The organism is Bradyrhizobium sp. WSM4873 (genome assembly GCF_055811355.1).
In genome coordinates, this window is the sequence record NZ_JBVVPS010000005.1 from 31739 (window position 1) to 51718 (window position 19980).

At 59.7% G+C, this 19980-nt stretch carries 23 protein-coding genes; 11 read left to right on the forward strand and 12 right to left on the reverse strand.

Annotated elements, in window-relative coordinates:
• Positions 1-129 precede the first annotated feature (129 nt).
• Both AC0L21_RS10000 and AC0L21_RS10005 read right to left on the reverse strand, forming a co-directional pair.
• On the reverse strand, positions 130-936 hold the full coding sequence (locus AC0L21_RS10000) for an HNH endonuclease (RefSeq protein WP_473260746.1): 807 nt from the start codon (positions 934-936) through the stop codon (positions 130-132).
• Positions 933-1427, reverse strand: a complete 495-nt coding sequence (locus AC0L21_RS10005; protein WP_473260748.1) for a thermonuclease family protein — start codon at positions 1425-1427, stop codon at positions 933-935. The genes AC0L21_RS10000 and AC0L21_RS10005 overlap by 4 nt, the downstream gene beginning before the upstream one ends.
• Positions 1428-1523: 96 nt before the next feature.
• On the opposite strand from AC0L21_RS10005, the gene AC0L21_RS10010 reads away from it, so the two are divergent.
• Positions 1524-2009, forward strand: coding sequence for a hypothetical protein (locus AC0L21_RS10010; protein WP_473260752.1), 486 nt, complete (start codon positions 1524-1526; stop codon positions 2007-2009).
• A 46-nt stretch (positions 2010-2055) separates the two neighbouring features.
• On the opposite strand, the gene AC0L21_RS10015 is transcribed toward AC0L21_RS10010, so the two are convergent.
• The 3 genes from AC0L21_RS10015 to ligD all read right to left on the reverse strand — a co-directional run bounded on the left by AC0L21_RS10015 (position 2056) and on the right by ligD (position 4742).
• A complete protein-coding gene (locus AC0L21_RS10015; RefSeq protein WP_473260754.1) occupies positions 2056-3474 on the reverse strand; it encodes an autotransporter outer membrane beta-barrel domain-containing protein in 1419 nt (472 codons plus the stop codon).
• 82 nt (positions 3475-3556) lie between these two features.
• Positions 3557-3754, reverse strand: a complete 198-nt coding sequence (locus tag AC0L21_RS10020; protein ID WP_473260756.1) for a hypothetical protein — start codon at positions 3752-3754, stop codon at positions 3557-3559.
• 55 nt (positions 3755-3809) lie between these two features.
• Entirely contained in the window at positions 3810-4742 is a 933-nt protein-coding gene (gene ligD, locus AC0L21_RS10025; protein WP_473260758.1) for a non-homologous end-joining DNA ligase, read from the reverse strand.
• A gap of 62 nt (positions 4743-4804) precedes the next feature.
• Between ligD and AC0L21_RS10030 the strand changes: the two genes are divergently transcribed.
• On the forward strand, positions 4805-4999 hold the full coding sequence (locus AC0L21_RS10030; protein WP_473260761.1) for a hypothetical protein: 195 nt from the start codon (positions 4805-4807) through the stop codon (positions 4997-4999).
• Between the two features lie 368 nt (positions 5000-5367).
• Here AC0L21_RS10030 and AC0L21_RS10035 read toward each other — a convergent pair whose 3' ends face one another.
• The 4 genes from AC0L21_RS10035 to AC0L21_RS10050 form a co-directional block, all read right to left on the reverse strand.
• Positions 5368-6597, reverse strand: a complete 1230-nt coding sequence (locus AC0L21_RS10035) for a type II restriction endonuclease (protein WP_473260763.1) — start codon at positions 6595-6597, stop codon at positions 5368-5370.
• The gene (locus AC0L21_RS10040; RefSeq protein WP_473260767.1) at positions 6594-7049 is read right to left on the reverse strand and encodes a very short patch repair endonuclease; all 456 of its coding nucleotides are present in this window, start codon (positions 7047-7049) and stop codon (positions 6594-6596) included. Before AC0L21_RS10040 ends, AC0L21_RS10035 begins: the two co-directional genes overlap by 4 nt.
• The gene (gene dcm / locus AC0L21_RS10045; RefSeq protein WP_473260770.1) at positions 7042-8319 is read right to left on the reverse strand and encodes a DNA (cytosine-5-)-methyltransferase; all 1278 of its coding nucleotides are present in this window, start codon (positions 8317-8319) and stop codon (positions 7042-7044) included. Before dcm ends, AC0L21_RS10040 begins: the two co-directional genes overlap by 8 nt.
• A gap of 633 nt (positions 8320-8952) precedes the next feature.
• Positions 8953-9153, reverse strand: coding sequence for a hypothetical protein (locus tag AC0L21_RS10050; protein ID WP_473260772.1), 201 nt, complete (start codon positions 9151-9153; stop codon positions 8953-8955).
• Between the two features lie 505 nt (positions 9154-9658).
• On the opposite strand from AC0L21_RS10050, the gene AC0L21_RS10055 reads away from it, so the two are divergent.
• The 6 genes from AC0L21_RS10055 to AC0L21_RS10080 all read left to right on the forward strand — a co-directional run bounded on the left by AC0L21_RS10055 (position 9659) and on the right by AC0L21_RS10080 (position 13990).
• Positions 9659-9862, forward strand: coding sequence for a hypothetical protein (locus AC0L21_RS10055; RefSeq protein WP_473260774.1), 204 nt, complete (start codon positions 9659-9661; stop codon positions 9860-9862).
• 688 nt (positions 9863-10550) lie between these two features.
• Positions 10551-11441 (forward strand): phage integrase N-terminal domain-containing protein, encoded by an 891-nt coding sequence (locus AC0L21_RS10060; protein ID WP_473260778.1) that lies wholly within the window; start codon positions 10551-10553, stop codon positions 11439-11441.
• The gene (locus AC0L21_RS10065; RefSeq protein ID WP_473260781.1) at positions 11438-11746 is read left to right on the forward strand and encodes a hypothetical protein; all 309 of its coding nucleotides are present in this window, start codon (positions 11438-11440) and stop codon (positions 11744-11746) included. Before AC0L21_RS10060 ends, AC0L21_RS10065 begins: the two co-directional genes overlap by 4 nt.
• A 140-nt stretch (positions 11747-11886) precedes the next feature.
• Positions 11887-12531: a ParA family partition ATPase gene (parA, locus tag AC0L21_RS10070; RefSeq protein WP_473260783.1), complete on the forward strand. Its 645-nt coding sequence runs from the start codon at positions 11887-11889 to the stop codon at positions 12529-12531.
• Positions 12528-12779, forward strand: coding sequence for a hypothetical protein (locus AC0L21_RS10075; protein ID WP_473260786.1), 252 nt, complete (start codon positions 12528-12530; stop codon positions 12777-12779). The genes parA and AC0L21_RS10075 overlap by 4 nt, the downstream gene beginning before the upstream one ends.
• A 20-nt stretch (positions 12780-12799) precedes the next feature.
• The gene (locus AC0L21_RS10080) at positions 12800-13990 is read left to right on the forward strand and encodes a replication initiator protein A (protein ID WP_473260788.1); all 1191 of its coding nucleotides are present in this window, start codon (positions 12800-12802) and stop codon (positions 13988-13990) included.
• A gap of 390 nt (positions 13991-14380) precedes the next feature.
• Here AC0L21_RS10080 and AC0L21_RS10085 read toward each other — a convergent pair whose 3' ends face one another.
• The 3 genes from AC0L21_RS10085 to AC0L21_RS10095 all read right to left on the reverse strand — a co-directional run bounded on the left by AC0L21_RS10085 (position 14381) and on the right by AC0L21_RS10095 (position 15603).
• Positions 14381-14611: a hypothetical protein gene (locus AC0L21_RS10085; protein WP_473260790.1), complete on the reverse strand. Its 231-nt coding sequence runs from the start codon at positions 14609-14611 to the stop codon at positions 14381-14383.
• Between the two features lie 93 nt (positions 14612-14704).
• Positions 14705-15088, reverse strand: coding sequence for a hypothetical protein (locus AC0L21_RS10090; RefSeq protein ID WP_473260792.1), 384 nt, complete (start codon positions 15086-15088; stop codon positions 14705-14707).
• A complete protein-coding gene (locus AC0L21_RS10095) occupies positions 15085-15603 on the reverse strand; it encodes a hypothetical protein (RefSeq protein ID WP_473260794.1) in 519 nt (172 codons plus the stop codon). Before AC0L21_RS10095 ends, AC0L21_RS10090 begins: the two co-directional genes overlap by 4 nt.
• Before the next feature lie 268 nt (positions 15604-15871).
• Between AC0L21_RS10095 and AC0L21_RS10100 the strand changes: the two genes are divergently transcribed.
• The 3 genes from AC0L21_RS10100 to AC0L21_RS10110 all read left to right on the forward strand — a co-directional run bounded on the left by AC0L21_RS10100 (position 15872) and on the right by AC0L21_RS10110 (position 19974).
• Entirely contained in the window at positions 15872-16453 is a 582-nt protein-coding gene (locus tag AC0L21_RS10100; protein WP_473260796.1) for a recombinase family protein, read from the forward strand.
• Between the two features lie 333 nt (positions 16454-16786).
• Positions 16787-18556: a recombinase family protein gene (locus AC0L21_RS10105; protein ID WP_473260798.1), complete on the forward strand. Its 1770-nt coding sequence runs from the start codon at positions 16787-16789 to the stop codon at positions 18554-18556.
• Between the two features lie 152 nt (positions 18557-18708).
• Positions 18709-19974 carry a tyrosine-type recombinase/integrase gene (locus AC0L21_RS10110; protein WP_473260800.1) on the forward strand — a complete coding sequence of 422 codons (1266 nt, stop codon included), beginning with the start codon at positions 18709-18711 and terminating at the stop codon, positions 19972-19974.
• Positions 19975-19980: the final 6 nt, after the last annotated feature.

Below are 19980 nucleotides of genomic sequence, written 5' to 3' on the forward strand. Positions count from 1 at the left end.
CACTGGTCAGCTTTACTGATTAGTGAGCTTCTAGAAGGCTGGGAGGAGTACCCGCCAAGGAATTACACCCTATAAGCCATTAATATCATTCAAATACCTCTCATGCGCGTTTCACCCGGCGCTGCCGGTCTATTCGGCAAGTCGACGCGCCTCGGCGGCCTTCACTTTTGCAACCATCTCTTCCTCAATTTTGTCCCGGCGCTTTCCATAATGCGCCTCGCGGTGATCACGCGGACATACCGCGACGACATTGCTCATTAAGTCAGCCCCGTCATTGGCCAGAGCGATGATGTGGTGGCATTCGAGGTATCGTGTCCCGTCATCGCATAGGAAGCCTTCCTCCCCGCAGTATTCGCACCTGCCGCCTGCACGTGCCCGGACCGCAGCCCGTACCTTGGAGTCTCGTGCGTATTGCTTCGTCTGAACGACCTTATAGGCGGGCTTTTCGGAGCCAAGCTCGTCCAGGTCATTGATTGCGTCGCCAGCAATCGCCAAATCCGTCATTCCCGCCAGGCGCCGTCGCCGTTCGGCGGAGGGCATAAGGGTGGCGAGATATTTCCACGCCGTTCGGTTGCTGTGACCTTTCAGTTGCTCCAGGGCAAGCGCAATTGCTTTGAAATCGGCATCCGTGAACGTATGCGCTTTAGAACGCTTAATGATGCCCTCGCGAATCCCTGGCTCAATGCCCTGCGCGGTCCAAGCTTTCGGATTGATCCTGTTTTCCGCAGTGAGCACGACGACCAAGGCCAGCAGAGGCACGTCGGCGAGCGCAGCGGCCGAATCCAGCAAATCGCAAACCTGCGCAACCGTGCGGGCATTGTCCCTTGGTCGGCCCAGCAACTCAGCGGCATCCTGATATCTAAGATACTGATTCGACTTGGCTGCGTGCACGATGAGGGGCAGCAACCTGCGCGCTTCGTCGTGCTGCACGGTCATTCCGTCCTCCTGGAAGGGAATTGGGATTCGATAATCTTCGGCCAATTGGGCATTGGAGGACAGCGCGTCTCGCCACAGACGAACGGCACCGCAAGTTCTTCAGCGATCAGAGTCGCGCCCACATCCGCCCCGTTGACCTTGAGGATACCGCACTTGCGACCGGCGTTACATCGCTTGGTGCCAATCGTAGCCGGTGGGCACGAGCAGGCGATCTCGGTCAGGTCGACCGGTCCGCTGTGGAGGAGCTCGACCAGCCGTTCCTTGGCCAAGCGACCTAGCACCCTCTCGTCGGCCGACACTTTTCGGCGCGGCGTCCGAATCTCAGGCGTGTCAAAACCCACCAGCCGATAGCGCACCCGGGCTCGCGGCGGACCAAGATGAATGGTGTCGCCATCCACCACGGCAATGGTGTCTACGCTGACCGGCTCCGCCTGGCAGTGGCCGACCGCAGACAGCGCGAGAAAAGCCGCGCACAAGCAGGCTCGTTGCATTGCTCTTCCCCCTGAACAGGACGGTCCTTGTATTGCGCGGAAGCAGTTATACCTGATGCTGATTGTGCCTCAACCTGCAAGGCCGAGAGGTGCCTTATGACCCGAGCCAGCTATTACGACGATATCCTCGAACGGCGGATTGAAAACGGCGCGAAGATCCTGGCCGGAGAGCACATCCTTTATGCCATAGACGACGATCGCCTGAGCCCGAAGGGCGAAGAGCTGGCCGAAGCAGCTCAAAGTTTCGGGACTACGCGAACGAAAATGTTCGAGCTTCGAAAGTTGGTCGCGCATATCAACAAGACGTGCAAAGAGCGTTTGGCGAGGGAAATGACGCTCGTTTATACGCTCAATGAGCCGAGGGATCGGGTAGTCGCCGCGGGCTACATGACTAAAGGAGAAGCTGCGGAGATGGCCGGTACGGTCCTCCCCGGCGACCTGCTGGACCTCGATATGTATGGCGGCCTGCTGGTGCGTGGCCGCTACGTGTTTATTTCTGACACAGCGCTTGCGCGAGGCCTGAAGGCCTACGGAGCCGAGGGACTGTTGAACGGGCTCGTTAAGGAGCGTCTGGCCGCCTGATGGTAGCAGAAGCGCTCGGATACCTTCTGCGAGGAACGAACAGGACTTATGGTCTACACATCTCTAAGCGCTGCGTGACCGGGTTGGCGCGGAACGTATAGTAGTGCGCCGCGTCGCACGGCTCGCTGCCGGTGTTATTGAGCGCCAGGGTGCCGCTTACGCGCACCGCACCAGAGGAGACGTCGGCAACCGCGTTGATGCTGCCGCTGACGATGCGGTCGGCCATCGAAGCGCCGGTAATACTGATGCCGTTGACCAGCAAGTTGGTGGCGCTGATCGTACCGGAGACTTCTAGCGTGGCAGTGGGCGTGACAGTATTGATGCCCATAATGGAGTTCCCGGTGCGGGTAATGGCCAGACGGTCGCCGTTGCCGGTGAACCCGCTGCTGGCCGTGAATTTGAACTTGTTGCTATCGTTGGCATCGACACCCACCGACCACCAACTGTTGGTGGAGGAGATGAAATACCTTGAGGCAACGACACCAGTATTCCCATTGAACAAGTCGATTGTATTGCTGGTAGTCGTGTTGGCGACGATGACATCATGATTGCCATTGCCCCAGAATGCGGCCAATCCGTTCACATGTAGTTTGTAAGCGGGATCCGTGGTGCCGATGCCGACGTAGCCGCTAGCGCTGATGGTCATCGCAGTAGTGCTGCTCGGGCGAAAAACTATGGACGCACTGCTGTTCCCCGGGGTGCTGAGTTCGATGTAGTTATTGGGCGGATTCCAGCCGAGAAAGCCATATTGTGAAGGGCTGTGTCCGATATAGAAGAAGCTCTGCGTCGGGTAGGAATTGTGAAGATAGATGTTGCCGCCGGTGACATCGAGGTGGTGGACGGGTGCGGTGGTGCCGATACCAACGAAGCCGCTGCTGACGATGCGCACGGCTTCGGTGCCGGAGGTGGTGAAGGCGATGAATTTGCTGGCACCGTTCCCGAACATGGCGGTCTGTGCGCCTGTACCCCATCCAAAACTGCTCCCGTCGCCAGTAAAGAAACCAAGCGGCGCGCTCGCAGTGCCGGAGGAATAGAGGCGCGTCGCACTGATCGGTCCAGTGCTGCTGACACCGATGGTCACAAGTCCTCGCGTCGGGTCGAACCATCCTGTATTCGTGCCCGCCTGGGTGAGGCTAATGTATCCAGTGCTGCTGATCGCCAGCATGCTGGTAGTGCCGCTGGTGATGCGATCGGTACTGGTTGCGCCGACGTTGGTGAGCCCGCTGCCGTCACCAATGAATTGCGCGGCCGTCACGCTGCCGCTGACGGTGAGATCGCCTGCCGCGGTCAGGCTCGGTGCCCAGGTCGGACACCCGATGTCGCCCGGCCGCGCGTGATCGCCGATGCAGAGCCGCCCGGTGTTGTTGCCAAGCGTCGAGGAGATGACGGCCAGGTTGCCCCAGTCCTGGGCCATGGCAACGCCAGCCACGGAGGCCAGCATCAAGCCGAGCAAGGCGGAGCGCATGCGTCGATGATAAACGCAAGCCACTGGATTGTATCGTAAGCCGCGTAGTTTCGCGGCATGTGTGTGGCCCAGCCGAGCAGTTTCAGCTCGGATAGTATCTATAGGGGCCGTCGGGACCGCCACCGCGACGCACTGCGTCTCCACGGTCAACCAGCATCCGCAGGTCTTGGTTCACCTGCTGCTGGTAAGCGCTCGCGCCGTGTATTGCGCGCGCCAGTTCGATCTCGGTTCTGCCCGGACCTTTCTCGACAAGAAACTTGAGCACGCTGATCTGGATCATCTGAGCCTCCATTGAGAGGCTTTCCAATAATCACCGAAAAACCGGCCGCGCTAGTTCACTTGCGAGAATTATTTGTAGTTAGCCCCTTGAACGAACTCGCCCTGAGCAGCCCTTCGGAGGTGATGTCCCGGTACTCCACGTCAGCGTAGAACTTCGGTTCGACCCAGGTTGCCTTTGGCTTGCGAACCGGCCTGGTTAGCTTCGCTTTCGGGCTGATCACCGCATCGAGCTTCTTGCGGATCTGGCTTGAGACCGTCCGCGACCAGCCGGTGCCGACCTTGCCCATGTAGACGAGATCCTTGCCTTCCTGCTTGCCGAGATACAGCGCGGCAACGCCGCTCGGGTCCTTGACGAAGCCCACCACCGGGAATTTGCCCCGTTGCACGGTCTTGATCTTCAGCCAGGCCTCATTCCGGTCGGAGCGGTACGGTGCATCAGCTCTCTTCGAGATGATGCCCTCATAATTCAGCCTGGCCGCATGCTCGAACAGCTCCTGCCCGTCGCCTTCGAGGTGCTCGCTGTAGAGCACGGGCGCCTGCAGCTCGTGAGCATCAAACAGCTCTTTCAAGAGCCGCTTGCGCTCAACCTGCGGCCTTTTGCGCAGGTCTTCACCGTCCAGCCAAAGGAGGTCAAAGGCGTAGTACAACAAACGATCCTGATCGCCTCTGGCGAGTTCGGCCTGCAGCTCGGAGAAATTGGTGCGGCCCTCATGAACGACGACCACCTCGCCGTCGACGATAGCCTGACCTGGCACATCGAATGCGCCGGCGATGACGGAAAACCGTTTGGTCCAGTCCAGACCGTTGCGCGTGTAGGCCTTCGCCTTCCCCCGGTTGAGGTGCAGCTGCACGCGGTAGCCGTCGTATTTGATCTCGTGAAGATAGTCGCCTGCTGGCGCCCTCGAGCGCAGCGTGGCCAGCTGCGGCCTGATGAATCCCGGCATCTCCGCTCCTGCGGCACGCACACGGGACCTCGCACGCTTAACCATACGCCACTCAAACTAACAAATGACAATGCCTGCCAGTATAATCGGGATTATTTGGTAATCCCATGCTGGACGATGAATTCAACAAACAGCGGTCGATATTGATCCGCAGCCTGGCCGACAAAGCCGACCCCTTCATCAAGCGGAGGCTGCTCGATCTTGCGTCGCGCTACGAGAAGCACCGGACCAGGCCGATACCGCCGGTCACCGTACGCACGCCCGCCCCCCGCCCTTCGAAAGACGGCGGCGAGGCCGGCTAGTACTGCGGTCGTTTGAGTAGCTCCGGAAGCCGGGAGATTGCCTTCGCGATCCGCCGTGCTTCATCGCGCGTAAGAAAACTGCCGGCGTACTGATACCCACCGCGATGCTGGGCACAGGTATTGTTCTGGCGACCGGCTTGGCCGACGGGGCACCGAAGCTCTTGTTAAGTGCGGCCAGCAGTCCGGCACGGTCCTTTTTCTTCAGCTTGAGCACGGGCAGGTCGACGACCTCATCCCAGCTCTTCTTCCCGTCACCTGCCGGGCAGTAAGGATGAAAACATTGCATCTGGAATCCCCCGCCTGCCGGCTCTAGGCGATTCGCAACTGCAGATGGAGTCCGGACACACAGGCGAGCGTGCTACTTTTGATCAAGCAGGACGCTGTCTCCCCTTCACTTGCCTCAGGAAATCATTCACGGTGAACAGCCAGGCGCGCTGTGACGGCCGGTAGGTCTCGTGAAGCTGTGCCGGCAACACGAGCTGGAGGCTCTTTGCGCGCATTTCGTCGGTCTGGTTTTCCGAGATGCCAGGCTCCAGCGTGAGCAGATGCTTGTTTGTGATGCGTTCGGCCTCTGACAACACCTGGCGCCAGCGGTCCTTGCAGGTCGATTTGGCACCCAGCATCGTCAGCAGCGCCGGGTTGAAGGCGGGATCACGATACTGGGTCTGTCCGGGAAAAAGGAAATCCGGCCGGTTGCGGTTCTCGGTTTCGGCACCGCGTACGTAGCGGACGCCATGTGCCGTGAAGAGCGCCTCAAGGTGATTTTCAAGAGCGTGTCCGACACGTGACTTGCGGCGCTGCTGCACACTGAGTGAAAACTGCAGGAAGCCATCAACGTCGGCACCATCGCTGCTTGCAAAGCCCGACTGGATGCGCTCGGAAACGATATGGCGTTCAAGCCGGCGAAACAGCAGCTCCTCCCTCTCCATCCAGGAGAACAGGGCACCGTCCGGATCCTCGATGACAGAGATATCATTGAGGCTGTTGCGAGCGAATTCCGAGAATATGCGGGTCGTAGGGAATTTTGCGCCAAACCTTGCAACAAGCTCGTCAAGCGCATCTGCCTCCGGCTCCTCCGGTTCGATGCCAAGCTCGTCGAGAATGTAGCGCGCTGCGAAATCGAGCCGCGCAGAGTCGGCTTCGCTGATTTGGCGGAATTTCTCCCCCTGCTCGGGCGCTTCATCAAAGCCGAAAAGCCAGAGCATCTGGTTGAGCACCGTGCTGGCGGCGGGCACGACTACCACCATCACTGCGCCGTCACGCCGGAGCGCCAAGAACATGCTGTCTCCCGGCTTCATCGCTTCGGTAACAGCGTTGCCCGAGTAATAGAGGTGATACTCCGGCGCCCGCGGCTTTCCCTTGCGGACATTCGACCAGCTGAGAAAGCCATCTTCGCCGAGTGCATCCTGCTCGTCCGCAAGCCAGATGAACCGGGTCGGGATACCCTTGCGGTCGGCGTCGCCGAAGAGCGCACGCAACGGCCGCGTTCCCTGAAATTCATGCTGATTGGACTTTGGTGTGACCGTTTCGACAAGCGTGAGCTTCTTGACGACGGCACCCTCGAAGTAGTCGGAAAGGATTCCCCGCCGGAAACTCACGGATGCCCTCGCAGTTCAAGGGCCGGCCGTTGCGATTTCAACCAGGCGGCCGTTCGCGCCATAACCTTCTCGACCGGCAGCCGCGTTCTTCCCTTCAGGGCACATTCCCAGATGACACCTTGACGCCATCCGAGCTCGGCTAGCCGAGAGGAGGTGCGCGCGTCATTCTCGCGATTGCGGGCGATCTTTGCTTTCCAGAAGTCAGGCCTCGTCGATGGCCACTTGAACAGGTGGCAGTCGTGGCCGTGCCAGAAGCAGCCATGTGCAAAAATCACGGCATTGTAACGCGGGAAGACCACGTCCGGCCGCCCAGGCAGGCGACGGTCATGCAGCCGGAAACGGAAGCCTGCGGCGTGCAGGCCTTTGCGGAGCAGCAACTCGGGCTTGGTGTTGGTCCCCCGGATGCCTGCCATCATCCGGCTGCGCACCTCGGAGGAAACCACATCAGCCATGTGCAGCAGCCACCTGGCGATCGGGACGCGTCACGGCTCGCACCGGCTCCTTGGGCTTTGCGGGAGCCCGTGCGCTGGCGGCGAGCGCCTTTTCAAGGTGGGGCCGCATAGCCTTGGCGATAAACTCAACGACAGGGACAACGACGGCGTTACCGAACTGCTTGTAGGCCTGGGTGTCGGATACCGGAATCCGGAACTTGCGCTTCTTCGTCTCAAAGCCCATGAGGCGCGCGCATTCAACCGGCGTCAGACGGCGTGGACGGTTACCGGGCTGCGCAACAAGGATTTCAGAACCATCTTTGTAGTAACGCGCCGAGAGAGTGCGGGTCACGTCATCGGGTCCGAACAGGCTGTAACCGAAACCGTTGCCGGCTGCATTGTGTTTGGCCTTGTAGTCCTGGAGATATTTCCAGAGATGCGGCGTCAGCGTGTATTTCGGATCAACCTCGTCAGGAGGCAGGAGAATGTCGCCCAGCTTCGGCCCTTTCTCCTTGGACGGCAGCTTCAGCTTTTCCAGATCGAAATCGGTGGGCTCGCGGAAGCCGACGATGAAAATGCGTTCGCGTTTCTGCGGCACCCAAGGCTCGGAGCTGATCACCCGGTGCTGGACGTGGTAGCCAAGCTCGTTTCGCAGAACATTGATAATGGTTGCGAAAGTCCGGCCTTGGTCGTGCCGCTCAAGATTCTTGACATTCTCCAGGAGGAAGGCCGCCGGCCGGTGATGGGCAATGATCTGCGCCGTGTCGAAGAACAGCGTGCCTTGGGTATCGCAAAGAAAGCCGTGAGGGCGGCCTAGGGCATTTTTCTTCGACACCCCCGCAATCGAAAACGGCTGGCAGGGAAATCCCGCGAGGAGGACGTCGTGCTCGGGGACCCTGTCCGGACTGGCCGAGTATTCGCGGATATCACCCACCACCGGATGGTTGTCCGGGAAATTCAGCGCGTAGGTCTGCTGGCTTTTCAAGTCCCATTCCGAGGTGAATACACACCTGCCGCCGATCGCCTGGAAGCCGAAGCGCAGGCCGCCGATGCCGGCAAACAGGTCAATGAACCGGAACCCGGTCGCCGCGTCCTCGGCCGCCAGACGCTTGTCGGCTTCCTGGCGGAGGACATCGAGGACAAGTCTCGTGGGTTTTGTTTCTCCCCGCTCATAGCGGTGCGCAGTCCGGTATTCGAGCTTCAGAAGCTCCATGGCTTCCGGGAAAGTGAGACCGGCCTGCTCGCGCAACGCCTTGAATTCTGTTCGTTTTTGAGCGCGGCGCAGTGTCATTGGACCCCCGAATCAGTCTGTGTCAATTTTTGACACCTTGGCACCCGTTGTCCCCTCGAGCAATCGTCGCTGCCAGTTATCCAGGCATTCATGTGACCGGAATGCCGAAAGAGCCTGCGCGAAGGCAAGGGCCGGCAAATATGCAGCCGCAAGAGCATCAGCAAAGCGCCGCGAAGCGGGATGCGGGACCGACTGCAGCGACGAGACCGGTCAAGAAGGCACCCGGAGCGCGCATTAGTGACAGCGATGCCGCAGGCAAATGCGTGACCGAGTGCCTCCGGCGAAGAGTTCACAAGCGCTTCGCGTGAGGGATTGTGACCCGAAGGGCGGAGACGACGCAGTGGCTCCGGGCAACGCCTAAAGCCCGACCGTCAGGACACGCCAGAGTTAAAAGCGGCCCTCCCGTGGGAGAGCCTTAGCATTTCGCAAACAGGATGAAGGCGGCGGCAAAGCGCTCCCGGCATCCTGCGTCACCCGGCATACCGATCGCCCCTTCAACGACGAGTTGGGCCTCTGCCAGAGCTTCTACGGCCCGGATGAAATCATCCTTGCGCCAGTCAGGCCAGGATGTCCCTTCGATGAGTTCGCTAATCGCGCTCAGGAGTTCATTCGCTTCGGTTAGCGAGGCGGCGTCTAGTCAGCCTCCTGTTCGGCTTGGGGCTTCGGCTCACGAAGAACGATCTTCCCCGTGACGGCGAGGCCCGGCACGATAACGATGTTGAAGCCCTTGCCATCATCATTCGGCCATGCTGCGCCAATGCGGGTCCACGTGCTGTTTCTTCCCGTACCGCTCACGGCAAATGCATCGTGCGAGGGCTTTCGGCTCTCAGACATCAAATTTCCTTTCAAACGATGGGTGTTTCCAGCGAAGCGCTGTGCCCTCGATGCTGCCCCAACGAGAGAGGACGTAAAGCTGTCAGGCTCTTTATTTGCCTAACGGACAGGCATGCATCGGCAGCGAAGCACTTTCATCTACCGCCAAGTGGTGCAGGATTCGCCTCTACCCTAAAAACATCTTCAACCTTTTCACCATCGTGGCGATTCCACCCGTGGAGCAGCGACGAGGGATATCGGCGTGTGAACGGGCTCAAAGAAGCTCGCCGTAACCTGATGACTTGCAAGGTCACGATGGTGAAATCCTAACGGAGGCTGCAATGCCGCTCGATGATCGCCCCTGCCCTTGTGGCAGCGGGCTTGCTTCACGCTGGGCAAATGATGCCAGGGGAATTCCCTTGGCGAGGGTTTGCCCGAAGTGTGACGACGAGAAGCTCTCACACTACCGGCCCGAAGTCCTGACGGACAGTAACTACCACGCTGACGAACAGATCGAGCCAGACTGATGCCAATGCATCGCCATTGGTACAAGTGCAATTGGGCTCATCCGCTTATGCAGTGGACGACCGAAGCCCCCGAGCCCTTCAACTCGCCCTGCCCTACGTGCGAGCTGCTCCAATTCCCCTGGGCCTCGGAAGACATGACGACCGCCAAGTTCAAGTCGGACAACGGCGTCATCGACGATCCGCAGCCCGACCTCTTCAAATAGCCGGCATGTCCCGCTGTGCTTCTTGCACAGCGGGCGGCGCGTGGTGCGGAGGCCTCCGCTGGCCGTTGGATGGCGCAGCCCAAAGCGGCCATGGGAAGGGTTTGGGAAGGCTCCCCTTCCCGATGCCGCCAGGCAACAGGTGCTGAAAGCGCCCTCACTACTGCAATGCTCCAGTAGTGAGGGCGCTTGCTGCACGCACGACGATAAGCTTGTCAGACAGATTCCCGCCGCGATTGCACAACCGTTTTGCACCCCGTGCAGGATAGGCACGGGCTCTGCACTGCATGAGTGCCGGCGAGTGCCAGAAGCAATTCGCCAGGCTTGTACGACCAAACGAACCACCCCCGGCCAACCGGCCACGACCTTTTCAAATGGAGCAAGAGATGTCGACCAAACGCAAACGTGCTGGACGCGATCCAGCGATCCCGCCGCCAGTGCATCCCTACGGGCAATGCCGGCTGCGGACCCAAACGAGGTACGTAGTGACAAGGAAGCGCTATGGATTTGGCAATGCCGATGCACAGCCACGAAGGAGCTGGCCGCATTCCCGGTAGCGAACCGATTACAGATCAGAACGAGGCAATGCGGCGTCGCTCGCCGCGTTGACACGACCTCTCCGCCAAAACTGGCGGGCCACGACATGCCAAGGCTGTCGCGGCGGTCATGAACACTAACGAAAGTAACGACGATGGATACGCTCGCCTACGACCTTAAGACCATCGCCCTGGGCGATGGCGAAGGGTCGTTCCTGACGCGTAACCAGCGGCACCGGGGCTTGCAGCTCATGGCGCGCGATCTACGCGGGCTTGGGTTCAAGCTCCCTGCCGCATCCTCATTGAAGCCGCGCCATGTCGAGGCCCTGCTGGGGCACTGGCGATCGTCCGGTCTCTCGGCCGGCACCATGAAAAACCGGATGGGCTGGCTGCGCTGGTGGGCCGGCAGGGTCCGGAAACCCAATGTCGTGCCACGCGATAACGACAGCGCCGGCATCGAGAAGCGTTCAAGCTTCAACGGCAATCGTGCTCACGCTACACCGGTCGGAAAGCTGGCCGCCCTGCCCTACCGCGCACAGTTGGCGCTACGCTTGCAGATGGCCTTCGGTATGCGCCTCGAAGAGAGTTTGAAGTTTCGGGTCAGCCAGGCCGACAAAGGCGACCGGCTGGCGATGCAATCGAGCTGGTGCAAGGGTGGCCGTGCGCGAGACATTCCAGTCACGCATGAACGCCAGCGCGCGCTGCTGAATGAACTACGCCAGGCCTGCGGTGACGGCTCGCTCATCCCGCAAGGTCAGCGTTACATCGATTTCCGCAAGGAAGTGGAGCATGTGACCTGGGGTGCCGGCATCCGCAATATGCACGGCCATCGGCACTGGTACGCCCAGTGGCGCTACCGGACTTTGGCTGGTCGTCCCTGCCCTGCAGCCGGCGGCGCCACATATGAACGCATGAGCCGCGCCGAGAAAGCGGTGGACTTCCGCGCGCGGATGCAAATATCGAAGGAGCTGGGGCATGGTCGGCTCGCTATCACCGATACCTATCTTGGCAGTCGGTTCGCGAAGGCGCAGAATCGCAGGCCATGAAATCCCCTCTATCGAAACTGATCCCCGAACTTGAAAACTCCTATACGACGGCGCTGGAGAATTTGGCCGCCACGCATTTGCGCAGCGACAAGATCAAAGTGACCCTGCACAACGCAGCCAAGAACGGCCACAAAGCTCTGCGCATCCGATTGCCCGACGGAATCGATCTGACGAAGACCGATGGCGCGGAAACCCTCAAAGAATGGGCCAAGAATAACGGGCTCACCGTCGAGTGGCATAGCCGGGTTGCGACCACAGAGGACGGCCGCCAAGCCACTGGCTTTGACGTCGAGATTTCCTGGTAATCGTGTCGTTGTGAAATCGCGGAATCACAAAATCGTATTTGCGATTCTAATGATGTAGATGCCCAACCAGTGAGCACAGCCCACTACAAGATCGTGAAAACGTGCAATCGTAAAGCCGTAAATAAGCGATTGCGATATTCATGATTATTGGCATTCTGAATCAAAAAGGCGGTGTAGGTAAAACCACCATCGCCATCAACCTGGCCGCAGTCTACGCCAGAAACGGTCAACGCGTCCTTTTGGTCGACGCAGACCCGCAAGGCAGCTCGCTGGCCTGGTCATCAACCAGAGAGGACGAGCCGCTGTTTGCGGTTGTCGGCATGCCGAAGCCGACCCTACACAAGGACATGCCGAGCATCGCTCGCGACTACGACGTGGTGATCATCGATGGTTCACCACGTGTAAGCGAGCTGGGCCGCGCCGCGATCATGGCCAGCGATCTTGTCGTCATCCCGGTTCAGCCATCGCCCTACGATGTATGGGCGTCGGCCGACACAGTTCAACTTGTCAAGGAAGCCCGGCAGTTCAAGGAAGGGCTAGAAGCCGTATTTGTGATTAATCGCAAAATCGCAAATACGGCCATTGGACGTGACGTTGTGGGGGCACTTGCCAATTTCGACCTGCCGGTTTGCGAGCGATCTCTGACCCAGCGCGTCATCTACGCCGAAAGTGCCGCACGCGGCCTGGCTGTCATTGAAGCTGATCCAGACAGCGACGCCGCAAGGGAGATCGTTAGGCTGGCCGCCAGCCTTTCAAATAACAATGTATGGAAAGTCGCCGCATGAGCACCAAAGCCGTCTCTTTCAAGATGCCCGCGCCTAAACCCAAGGCTCCGGATGACTGGGTAGAGGAGGGAGTCGAGCCCCATCTGAAAAAGGTTGAAGCAGCGGTACCAGTCGCCATGAAGCGGTTCACGATTGACGTGCCGGTCGAGCTGCACGCCCGCGTCAAAATCGCGTGCGCCCAGCGAGGCAAGATCATGGCCGATGAGATCCGGCGAGTGCTGGAAGTCGAATTTCCCGCCCACCCGTAGAATCGGGAATACGACTAATCGTGGATACGATTACACAGCTGGACGATTTGATCGCCGAACGCCTCAAGGCGAAGTTAGGCGCTCAAACATTCGCAGATTGGCTTCGGGGGGCGGGCTTCGAATTGGTGGCTGATGTGTTGACCGTCACCGCCCAGACGACGTTTTCAGCCAGCGTCATCAACCGCAACTTTCTAGAGGCGATCAGGGCAATCGCGGCCGACATCAGCGGAAGACCGGTTACCGCCCGCGTCGTGGTACGTGGGGAGGAAGGACCGGTCGAGGTTGCACCGATTGAGACAATCCTGCGCGCCGTCGCCCCCGAAGACGCGCAACGCGACTTCTTCATCCCCGAGCTTTCAGAACTGGCGCTTAAGGACGATGTGCACCTCATGGAGATGACGCCATTTACCCTTGATCGGCGCAAGGAAACGAGGAGCGAACTGGTCTACACGACGCCGCAGGGCGTCACCATTCGCGTAAAAGCAATTGGCGATCATGCGCTGCCGACAATCGATGACTACGACCTGGTGTTGATGATGCAGACCTGGCTTGCGGACTTGGCCAATCAGTACCGCAGCCAGTTGGAACGCTACGAGATAGAGAAGAGAGCGGGTCGTTCGCCGTCGACCCCGACGCCGCCGCCACGCACGTTTGATGTGAGCATTAGCGAAGTTGTGCGGTTCAAACGGCGCAAATGGGGCGGCTCGATCAGCGAAGACATATTGGGCAGCCTTGACCGCCTTTGGAATGCGGAGGTGGTCGTAGACCCGATGAAGGGCACCAAGTATCGCGGCGGGAAGTTTCGGCTCGTGGGAAGCGCATATGAGAAGTTAGCCGAAACGAATACCGGGGCCGCTACGCGCATTCGCGTTGCCGTTCCGGACTGGATTTACTCGGGCATTGTCGAGCGGGCTGTCCCGATGCTGAAGACATTCAACCGGGATTATATGATCCTCGCGCAGCCGCTACACCGCGCGCTGTACCGCTTTCTGTCCCTGAAAGTGCCCAAGGACGGCACACCATTCGTAGTGTCGCTTCTAGAACTCGGAGAACGCTTCCAAACAAAGCAGCAGCAGAAGTATTTCAATCGCGACCTGAAGAAGGCCGTGGGCAGCTGCCCTGAGGGGCGCCTGCTGGAATTTCGCGTGGAATTGATTGGAAGTGGTGATGATCGGGCGTTACGCGCCTGGCGCCCTCTTCAGATTGTCTAGGGCTTGCCCGTATACACTGCGCCAGACCTCACCGGCATACTAGGGCCGCTGTTGGGAAGCGGAAGATCTGTATGCCAAAAGCGCTGCTCCAGACCTCACCCGCTGCTGCGCGGGACCTCACCCTAGGCTGCGCCAAACCTCACCCGAAACTGCGCTAGACCTCACTTGACGCTGCGCCAGACCTCACCTGAACCATAGTCAAGCTTTTGAAGTGAAACGAATGACGCGGCCTATCCTTATATCCTTAGAATTCCTTCTTTCCGCGCACAGCGCTGCGCGCGGTGCAGTCCGGCCAAGAGGGGGCCGGATGCCCCTCGCGCCGTACCCCGCCGCCTCACGCGCGGGTCAGGCGACGGGTAGCAGCTAGTAGCATTGGCACAGCGCGAGGCTTCAGTCTTTCGAGAAGACGGGCGTGGAGTCGCCGCACACTCTCTCACCAAAGCTGGCGGCGTGCGTCGCGGTCGATGAACCGGAAAGCTTCTGCCCCACCGAGGCATTCGAGACCTGGACGGCGGCGCCGCTCGCGATCTCACCAAACGAAGCGGAATGCGTAGGTGTGGAACCACCAAGGACGGACTCGCCGAAGGACGCAGAGTGCGTAGGTTTGCCGAAGATACTCACTGGACTTCTCCTGTTATCAGCGTTGGCACCATGCCGGGCTGATTTCGTGACCCGCGTTACCTCTGTGCGGCGGGTATTGATGAGGGGCGATGGCTAAAGCCCCTTGAAGGTATCGACCGTGCAGTGGCCCGACCCGTTGCTTGTGGCGCCGCTCCAGGACGAAATGATCGCATCACCGCCGGGCCTGACGATGATGAACGTCTGGCCGGGGTTTGCGTCGATCTTGAAGCGGAATTGCGAGTTGGCTGGATCAGACGCTGAACCGATGTCGACCGCTGCGGGCTTCTTGACCATCATCGCGGCAGCGCCGACCCGACCGGTAAAGAGGCCTTTATCGAAGTCGGCTGATAGATGCAGCGACATCTTGCCTCTGCTGTCTCGAAGCTCACACTGAAAGCCGACCGTGTTGCTTGCCGAGCAGCCGCTGGTCATAAGAAGAAGGGCTACTGTGATCGCAGAATGGCGAAGCAGCTTCATGGCTTGCAGCCCTTCAACATCAAGTCGCGCACCTGGGCGAAGCCACCCATGACGATGTCCTGCAATGCCATCTCCGGTCCATCGATGCTCATGGCGATGGTCCAGGTCTTCTGATTGTCCTTCTTCGCCAACGTATCGAACTTCAGCAATTCCTTCGACAGCATCGCGTTGTCGGCGCCGGTCACGCGACCGTTCACCAGAGGGATGGTGAAATTGATGTCGTCCATGCCGTTGACCCAGAGGGTCTTGATGGCGCTGCGCAAGGCCACTGGCACATATTCGAGATTGCCCTTGGCGCCGCACTCGATGCGCATACCAGCAAGATGATCGCCGTCGGACTTGGTCCGCTTGGCCATCGCGACGGGACGGCCGTTTTCGACGATGAAGCGCCAGTCACCGAGAGTGGGCGGCATCCGCGAGCCTGCGGGCTCCGCCTGTACAGTTGTCGGCAGCGAGCCGACCAGGGTGAGTTGAAGCGAGAGACAGAGAATGCCCGGCAAGACCCTCTCGCGCATGAGCAGAGTCCGCCACGGCAGCAAATCGGCTGCGACAAACATTGAAACCCCCCGAGAAAAAGGTTTCCGTTTCTATGCAAAAATCCTGATTTACGAATGCCAGCGTCTCGGGGCAGAATCAGTCACGGATGAAAATAAGAGGCGCTACGGAGTGGCTAGCTCAAGCTGTTGAGCTGACTCACGAAAAACGCTCCGTTCCGTGGCCTTCCGTTACGATCGCCAATTACCTTGCAAAACTTAGGAGTCTTGCAACAGGTGGGCGGCGGCAATGACCATCTTCGGTTATGCCCGCGTGAGCACATCAGGCCAAGAGCTGGACATTCAGATTGCTCAGCTTGAGGCCGCGGGCTGCGAGCGAATCCTTTGCGAGAAAGAAAGCGGCGTGAACGACCACCGCCGCGAGTTAGCGCGATTGCTCCGTCGGCTGCGCAAGAACGACACCGTCATTGTGCCGGCACTTGACCGGTTGACCCGTGGCGGACCTTTCAAAATGCTGAGCATACTGGCCGACATCACCTCGCGCGGTGCGGCTTACAAATCGTTGGCCGAGCCCTGGGCGGATACCACGCACGAACTCGGCGAGGTGCTGGCGGCGCTGGTCGGCTACATCGCCCGCAAGACGCGGGATGATATCATTCGCCGTACCCGCGAGGGGCGAGAGCGCGCACGCCGCAACGGTGTGCGGTTCGGCCGCAAGCCAAAACTCACGGCAGCTGACCGTGAAGCTGCACGGGAGCAATGCTTGGCCGGAAAGTCACAGGAAGCAGTTGCGGCCACGTTCCGTGTAAGTGCATCGACCATTTCCAGAATATGCTCATCTACCGACAGCGGTCCTCACGAGGAGTCTTGAGATTCAGGCAGAAGCAGGATAGGATGACATCCGTCCTCTAGGACTGCACCAAACGAATTTAAAACCCTTTCCGCTCGAAAACGAACCTAGCTACTTCAAAGACGGCAAAAGCGCTTTTAAACGCCCGGCAATCATCCAGAGCCGCATTCTCAGCCAGCGCGCCGACCGAAGAACTCAGCACCCCAAAGATCGCTCAACACCCGAGCTCGATGTCCCGGAGGCTTTTCAGTCTCAACCGGATGGTCGCGTGTGCGGCCATCGTGCCTTGGGGTGCCCTCAATATGTCTGGTCCACCGTCAGAGGTGACGCCGGCCGAGCTATTCGTGCGCTCGCTTGATCGAGCGGATCAAGCAGCGGCTTCTCGTGCACGAGACCAGTCGCCATGCAGCAAGCACAACGACGCATTGCTGCGATTCGTTCGTGCCCTTGCTCGCGCTGCAGCTATCGCCGATTATGAGCGACAACACCGCACAACGGACGCGAGTAGCGACAATGAAAGCGGCGATCTACGCAAGGTTTAGCTCGGACAAGCAAACCGACCGGTCGATTGAGGACCAGGTCGCGCTCTGTCGCGCCATCTGCCAGCGCGAAGGGCTGATTGTCGTCGCGGTCTATGATGACCGCGCCATTTCCGGCGCAAGCATGGTGAACCGGCTTGGTTGGCAGCGCCTCATGCACGATGCCAAGGCCGGCAAGTTCGACGTCGTCGTTGCCGAAGCCTTGGACCGCATCTCGCGCGACCAGGAAGATTTGGCGGGTATCCACAAGCGGCTGCGCTTCGCCGGCATCGAGATCCGCACCGCGCAGGATGGTATCGCTGGCGACATCCATATTGGAGTGAAGGGGTTGCTCGGCGCGCTGTACCTCAAGGACCTGGCGCAGAAGACACGGCGCGGCCAGGCGGGCGTTGTTCGCGATGGTCGCCACAACGGCGGTCGCAGCTACGGCTATCGCGCCGTCCCCGGGCGGCCCGGCGAGCTTGAGATCGACAAGCTGGAAGCCGCGGTCGTACGCAATATCTTCGGCGATTACCTCAATGCAAACTCGCCACGGGAAATCGCCGCGGCGTTGAACAAGAAGGGTGTCCCGGGGCCGCGCGGGGGCGTCTGGAACGCGTCGACGATTGCTGGCAGCCGCAAGCGCCTGAACGGCATCCTCCAAAACGAACTTTACGCCGGGCGCATCATATGGAACCGCCAGACCTTCATCAAAGATCCCGAGACGGGCAAGCGCATCAGCCGTGAGAATCCACGCGATCAGTGGATGACCGCCGAGGCGGAGCATTTGCGCATCATCGATGCCGAGACCTGGGCCAAGGTCCGGGCCCGGCGACAAGATCGCAGCGGCCCCAAAGGATCGTACACCACGCGTCCAAAAAATCTGCTCTCCGGCTTGGTCAAGTGCGGATGCTGCGGGTCCGGCTATGTCGTTGGCGGCAACGACAAGCGCGGGTCGCTCCTGGTCTGTACGCGCATGAAAGAGACTGGCCTTTGCGACAACCGGCGAACGGTGCCGCGCGAGGCCATCGAGGCCGTGGTCCTGAAAGGCATTGAGGAGAACCTGGCGGCCCCCGAGCTGATCGCCGAATATGTCCGCGAGTATCATCGCATGGCGCGCGAGCTGCACGGCTCGACCGCCCACCGGCGCCGCGACCTCGAAAAGCGGCTCGGGAACGTCAACGGCTCAATCTCAAAGGCGGTGGAAGCTCTGCTAGGCGAAGCGCCCAGCCGTGCCCTGCGTGACCGGTTGGCGACACTGGAGGCCGAGCGCGATGAGATCGAGGCAGCGATTGCCGAGGTCATTCCGCCAACGGTCGAATTCCACCCGAACGCCGGCAACGCCTATCGCGACAAGATCAGGGACCTGAAGAAGGCCTTGGCGGAATCGGATGAGGACAGCCGTCTGGCTGCCCATGAGGCTATTCGGGAGATAGTCGAGAAAGTCGTCGTTCATCCACGGGGCCGGTACAAACCCGTGCAGATCGACATTTACGGCCAACTCGCCGCTCTGCTCAGGATTTCCGAGAGGGCGGCCGAACCCCTAGAATCTAGGGGAGCGTTGGTTGCGGGGATAGGATTTGAACCTATGACCTTCAGGTTATGAGTATGAATTTCACAGTTTTCTGGACTTATCCCAAGGCTCCCCACTTTACCTAAGTCACTCAAAATACTAGTGAACATTGGTATCGTGATTTCCCGAGATATCCTGCCATTCCCGTTACGGTGGCGACTCGGTGGCGATTCTGGGGGGCAAACGTGCCAGTATTGAAGCTGACGAAAAGGACCATCGACGCAATCGAACCGGTCGACAAGCCGACCATTTTTTACGACAGCGAACTGACCGGCTTTTGCGTCAAGGTGCTCCCCTCCGGCACCAAAAGGTGGTGCGTCGAATACCGCAGCGGCGCCGGCGGCCGGAGTGTTGGCAAGACTCGGATGGTCCTCGGATCGACCTCGAGCATGACACCGGACCAGGCTCGCCTTTCGGCTAAATCAACCCTCGCCGCGGTGGCACTCGGACAGGACCCCGCCCGCAAGCGGTCGAACGAACGCGCCATGCCAACATTCGCCGACTTCGGCGAGCGCTATCTCAGCGAGGAGGCCGAGACGAAACTGAAGCCGCGCACGGTCGTGAATTACCGCATCTATCTCCGTAAGCACGCCGCTCCCCTCCTCGGCACCCGTAAGCTCGATGCGCTCGACAGTGCTGACGTCTCAAAAATGCACCGGAAGATCGGCAAGGAGACGCCGATGACCGCGAATCGGGTCGTCGAGTTCGTCGGATCCGTCTTTCGGTACGCGGCCGTCTGCGGCCTCGTCGCCAAGGGGCACAATCCCGCAACCCACGTCCAAGCATTTCGCGAGCAGCGCCGCGAACGGTTCCTGAGCTCAGCGGAGCTCGGCCGCCTGGGGGATGCAATTCGTGAAGCCGAAACGGTAGGCATTCCGTGGATCGTGGACCAAGGCCAACCAAACGCGAAGCACATCCCGAAAAACGGCCGCACAAAAATTGGGCCTCATGTGGCCGCCGCACTGCGTCTGTTGATCCTCACGGGCGCCCGGCTTCGGGAAATTCTCGAACTCAAATGGGAGTATGTCGACCTGCAGCGTGGACTGCTCCTGTTACCAGATAGCAAGACGGGACAGAAAGCCATTATTCTCAACGCCCCGGCCGTCGCTATTCTTGAGAAGCTTCCAAGGGTCGATGACTACGTGATTGCCGGCGATATTTCCAACCAACCGCGCCATGATCTCAACAAGCCCTGGAAGCTTGTGAGTACGCGGTCGGGCTTGGCTGGGGTGAGAATCCACGATCTTCGACATACCCACGCTAGCTATGGCGCCGGTGCGGGATTTGGGTTGCCCATCATCGGAAAACTGTTGGGGCATTCACAGCCGGCCACTACCGCCCGGTATGCCCATCTCGACAATGATCCGCTTCGACGTGCATCGGACCACATAGCGAGTGAAATAGCGATCGCGATGGGTGATCGGTTGCCGAACCGCCAGCACAATACCTGATTGAAT

What these genes read in the sequence shown, in the direction of transcription:
- AC0L21_RS10000 (WP_473260746.1), bottom strand. Translation starts at nt 936, where the DNA reads ATGACCGTGCAGCACGACGAAGCGCGCAGGTTGCTGCCCCTCATCGTG.
- AC0L21_RS10005 (WP_473260748.1), bottom strand. Translation starts at nt 1,427, where the DNA reads ATGCAACGAGCCTGCTTGTGCGCGGCTTTTCTCGCGCTGTCTGCGGTC.
- AC0L21_RS10010 (WP_473260752.1), top strand. Translation starts at nt 1,524, where the DNA reads ATGACCCGAGCCAGCTATTACGACGATATCCTCGAACGGCGGATTGAA.
- AC0L21_RS10015 (WP_473260754.1), bottom strand. Translation starts at nt 3,474, where the DNA reads ATGCGCTCCGCCTTGCTCGGCTTGATGCTGGCCTCCGTGGCTGGCGTT.
- AC0L21_RS10020 (WP_473260756.1), bottom strand. Translation starts at nt 3,754, where the DNA reads ATGATCCAGATCAGCGTGCTCAAGTTTCTTGTCGAGAAAGGTCCGGGC.
- ligD (WP_473260758.1), bottom strand. Translation starts at nt 4,742, where the DNA reads ATGGTTAAGCGTGCGAGGTCCCGTGTGCGTGCCGCAGGAGCGGAGATG.
- AC0L21_RS10030 (WP_473260761.1), top strand. Translation starts at nt 4,805, where the DNA reads ATGCTGGACGATGAATTCAACAAACAGCGGTCGATATTGATCCGCAGC.
- AC0L21_RS10040 (WP_473260767.1), bottom strand. Translation starts at nt 7,049, where the DNA reads ATGGCTGATGTGGTTTCCTCCGAGGTGCGCAGCCGGATGATGGCAGGC.
- dcm (WP_473260770.1), bottom strand. Translation starts at nt 8,319, where the DNA reads ATGACACTGCGCCGCGCTCAAAAACGAACAGAATTCAAGGCGTTGCGC.
- AC0L21_RS10050 (WP_473260772.1), bottom strand. Translation starts at nt 9,153, where the DNA reads ATGTCTGAGAGCCGAAAGCCCTCGCACGATGCATTTGCCGTGAGCGGT.
- AC0L21_RS10055 (WP_473260774.1), top strand. Translation starts at nt 9,659, where the DNA reads ATGCCAATGCATCGCCATTGGTACAAGTGCAATTGGGCTCATCCGCTT.
- AC0L21_RS10060 (WP_473260778.1), top strand. Translation starts at nt 10,551, where the DNA reads ATGGATACGCTCGCCTACGACCTTAAGACCATCGCCCTGGGCGATGGC.
- AC0L21_RS10065 (WP_473260781.1), top strand. Translation starts at nt 11,438, where the DNA reads ATGAAATCCCCTCTATCGAAACTGATCCCCGAACTTGAAAACTCCTAT.
- parA (WP_473260783.1), top strand. Translation starts at nt 11,887, where the DNA reads ATGATTATTGGCATTCTGAATCAAAAAGGCGGTGTAGGTAAAACCACC.
- AC0L21_RS10075 (WP_473260786.1), top strand. Translation starts at nt 12,528, where the DNA reads ATGAGCACCAAAGCCGTCTCTTTCAAGATGCCCGCGCCTAAACCCAAG.
- AC0L21_RS10090 (WP_473260792.1), bottom strand. Translation starts at nt 15,088, where the DNA reads ATGAAGCTGCTTCGCCATTCTGCGATCACAGTAGCCCTTCTTCTTATG.
- AC0L21_RS10095 (WP_473260794.1), bottom strand. Translation starts at nt 15,603, where the DNA reads ATGCGCGAGAGGGTCTTGCCGGGCATTCTCTGTCTCTCGCTTCAACTC.
- AC0L21_RS10100 (WP_473260796.1), top strand. Translation starts at nt 15,872, where the DNA reads ATGACCATCTTCGGTTATGCCCGCGTGAGCACATCAGGCCAAGAGCTG.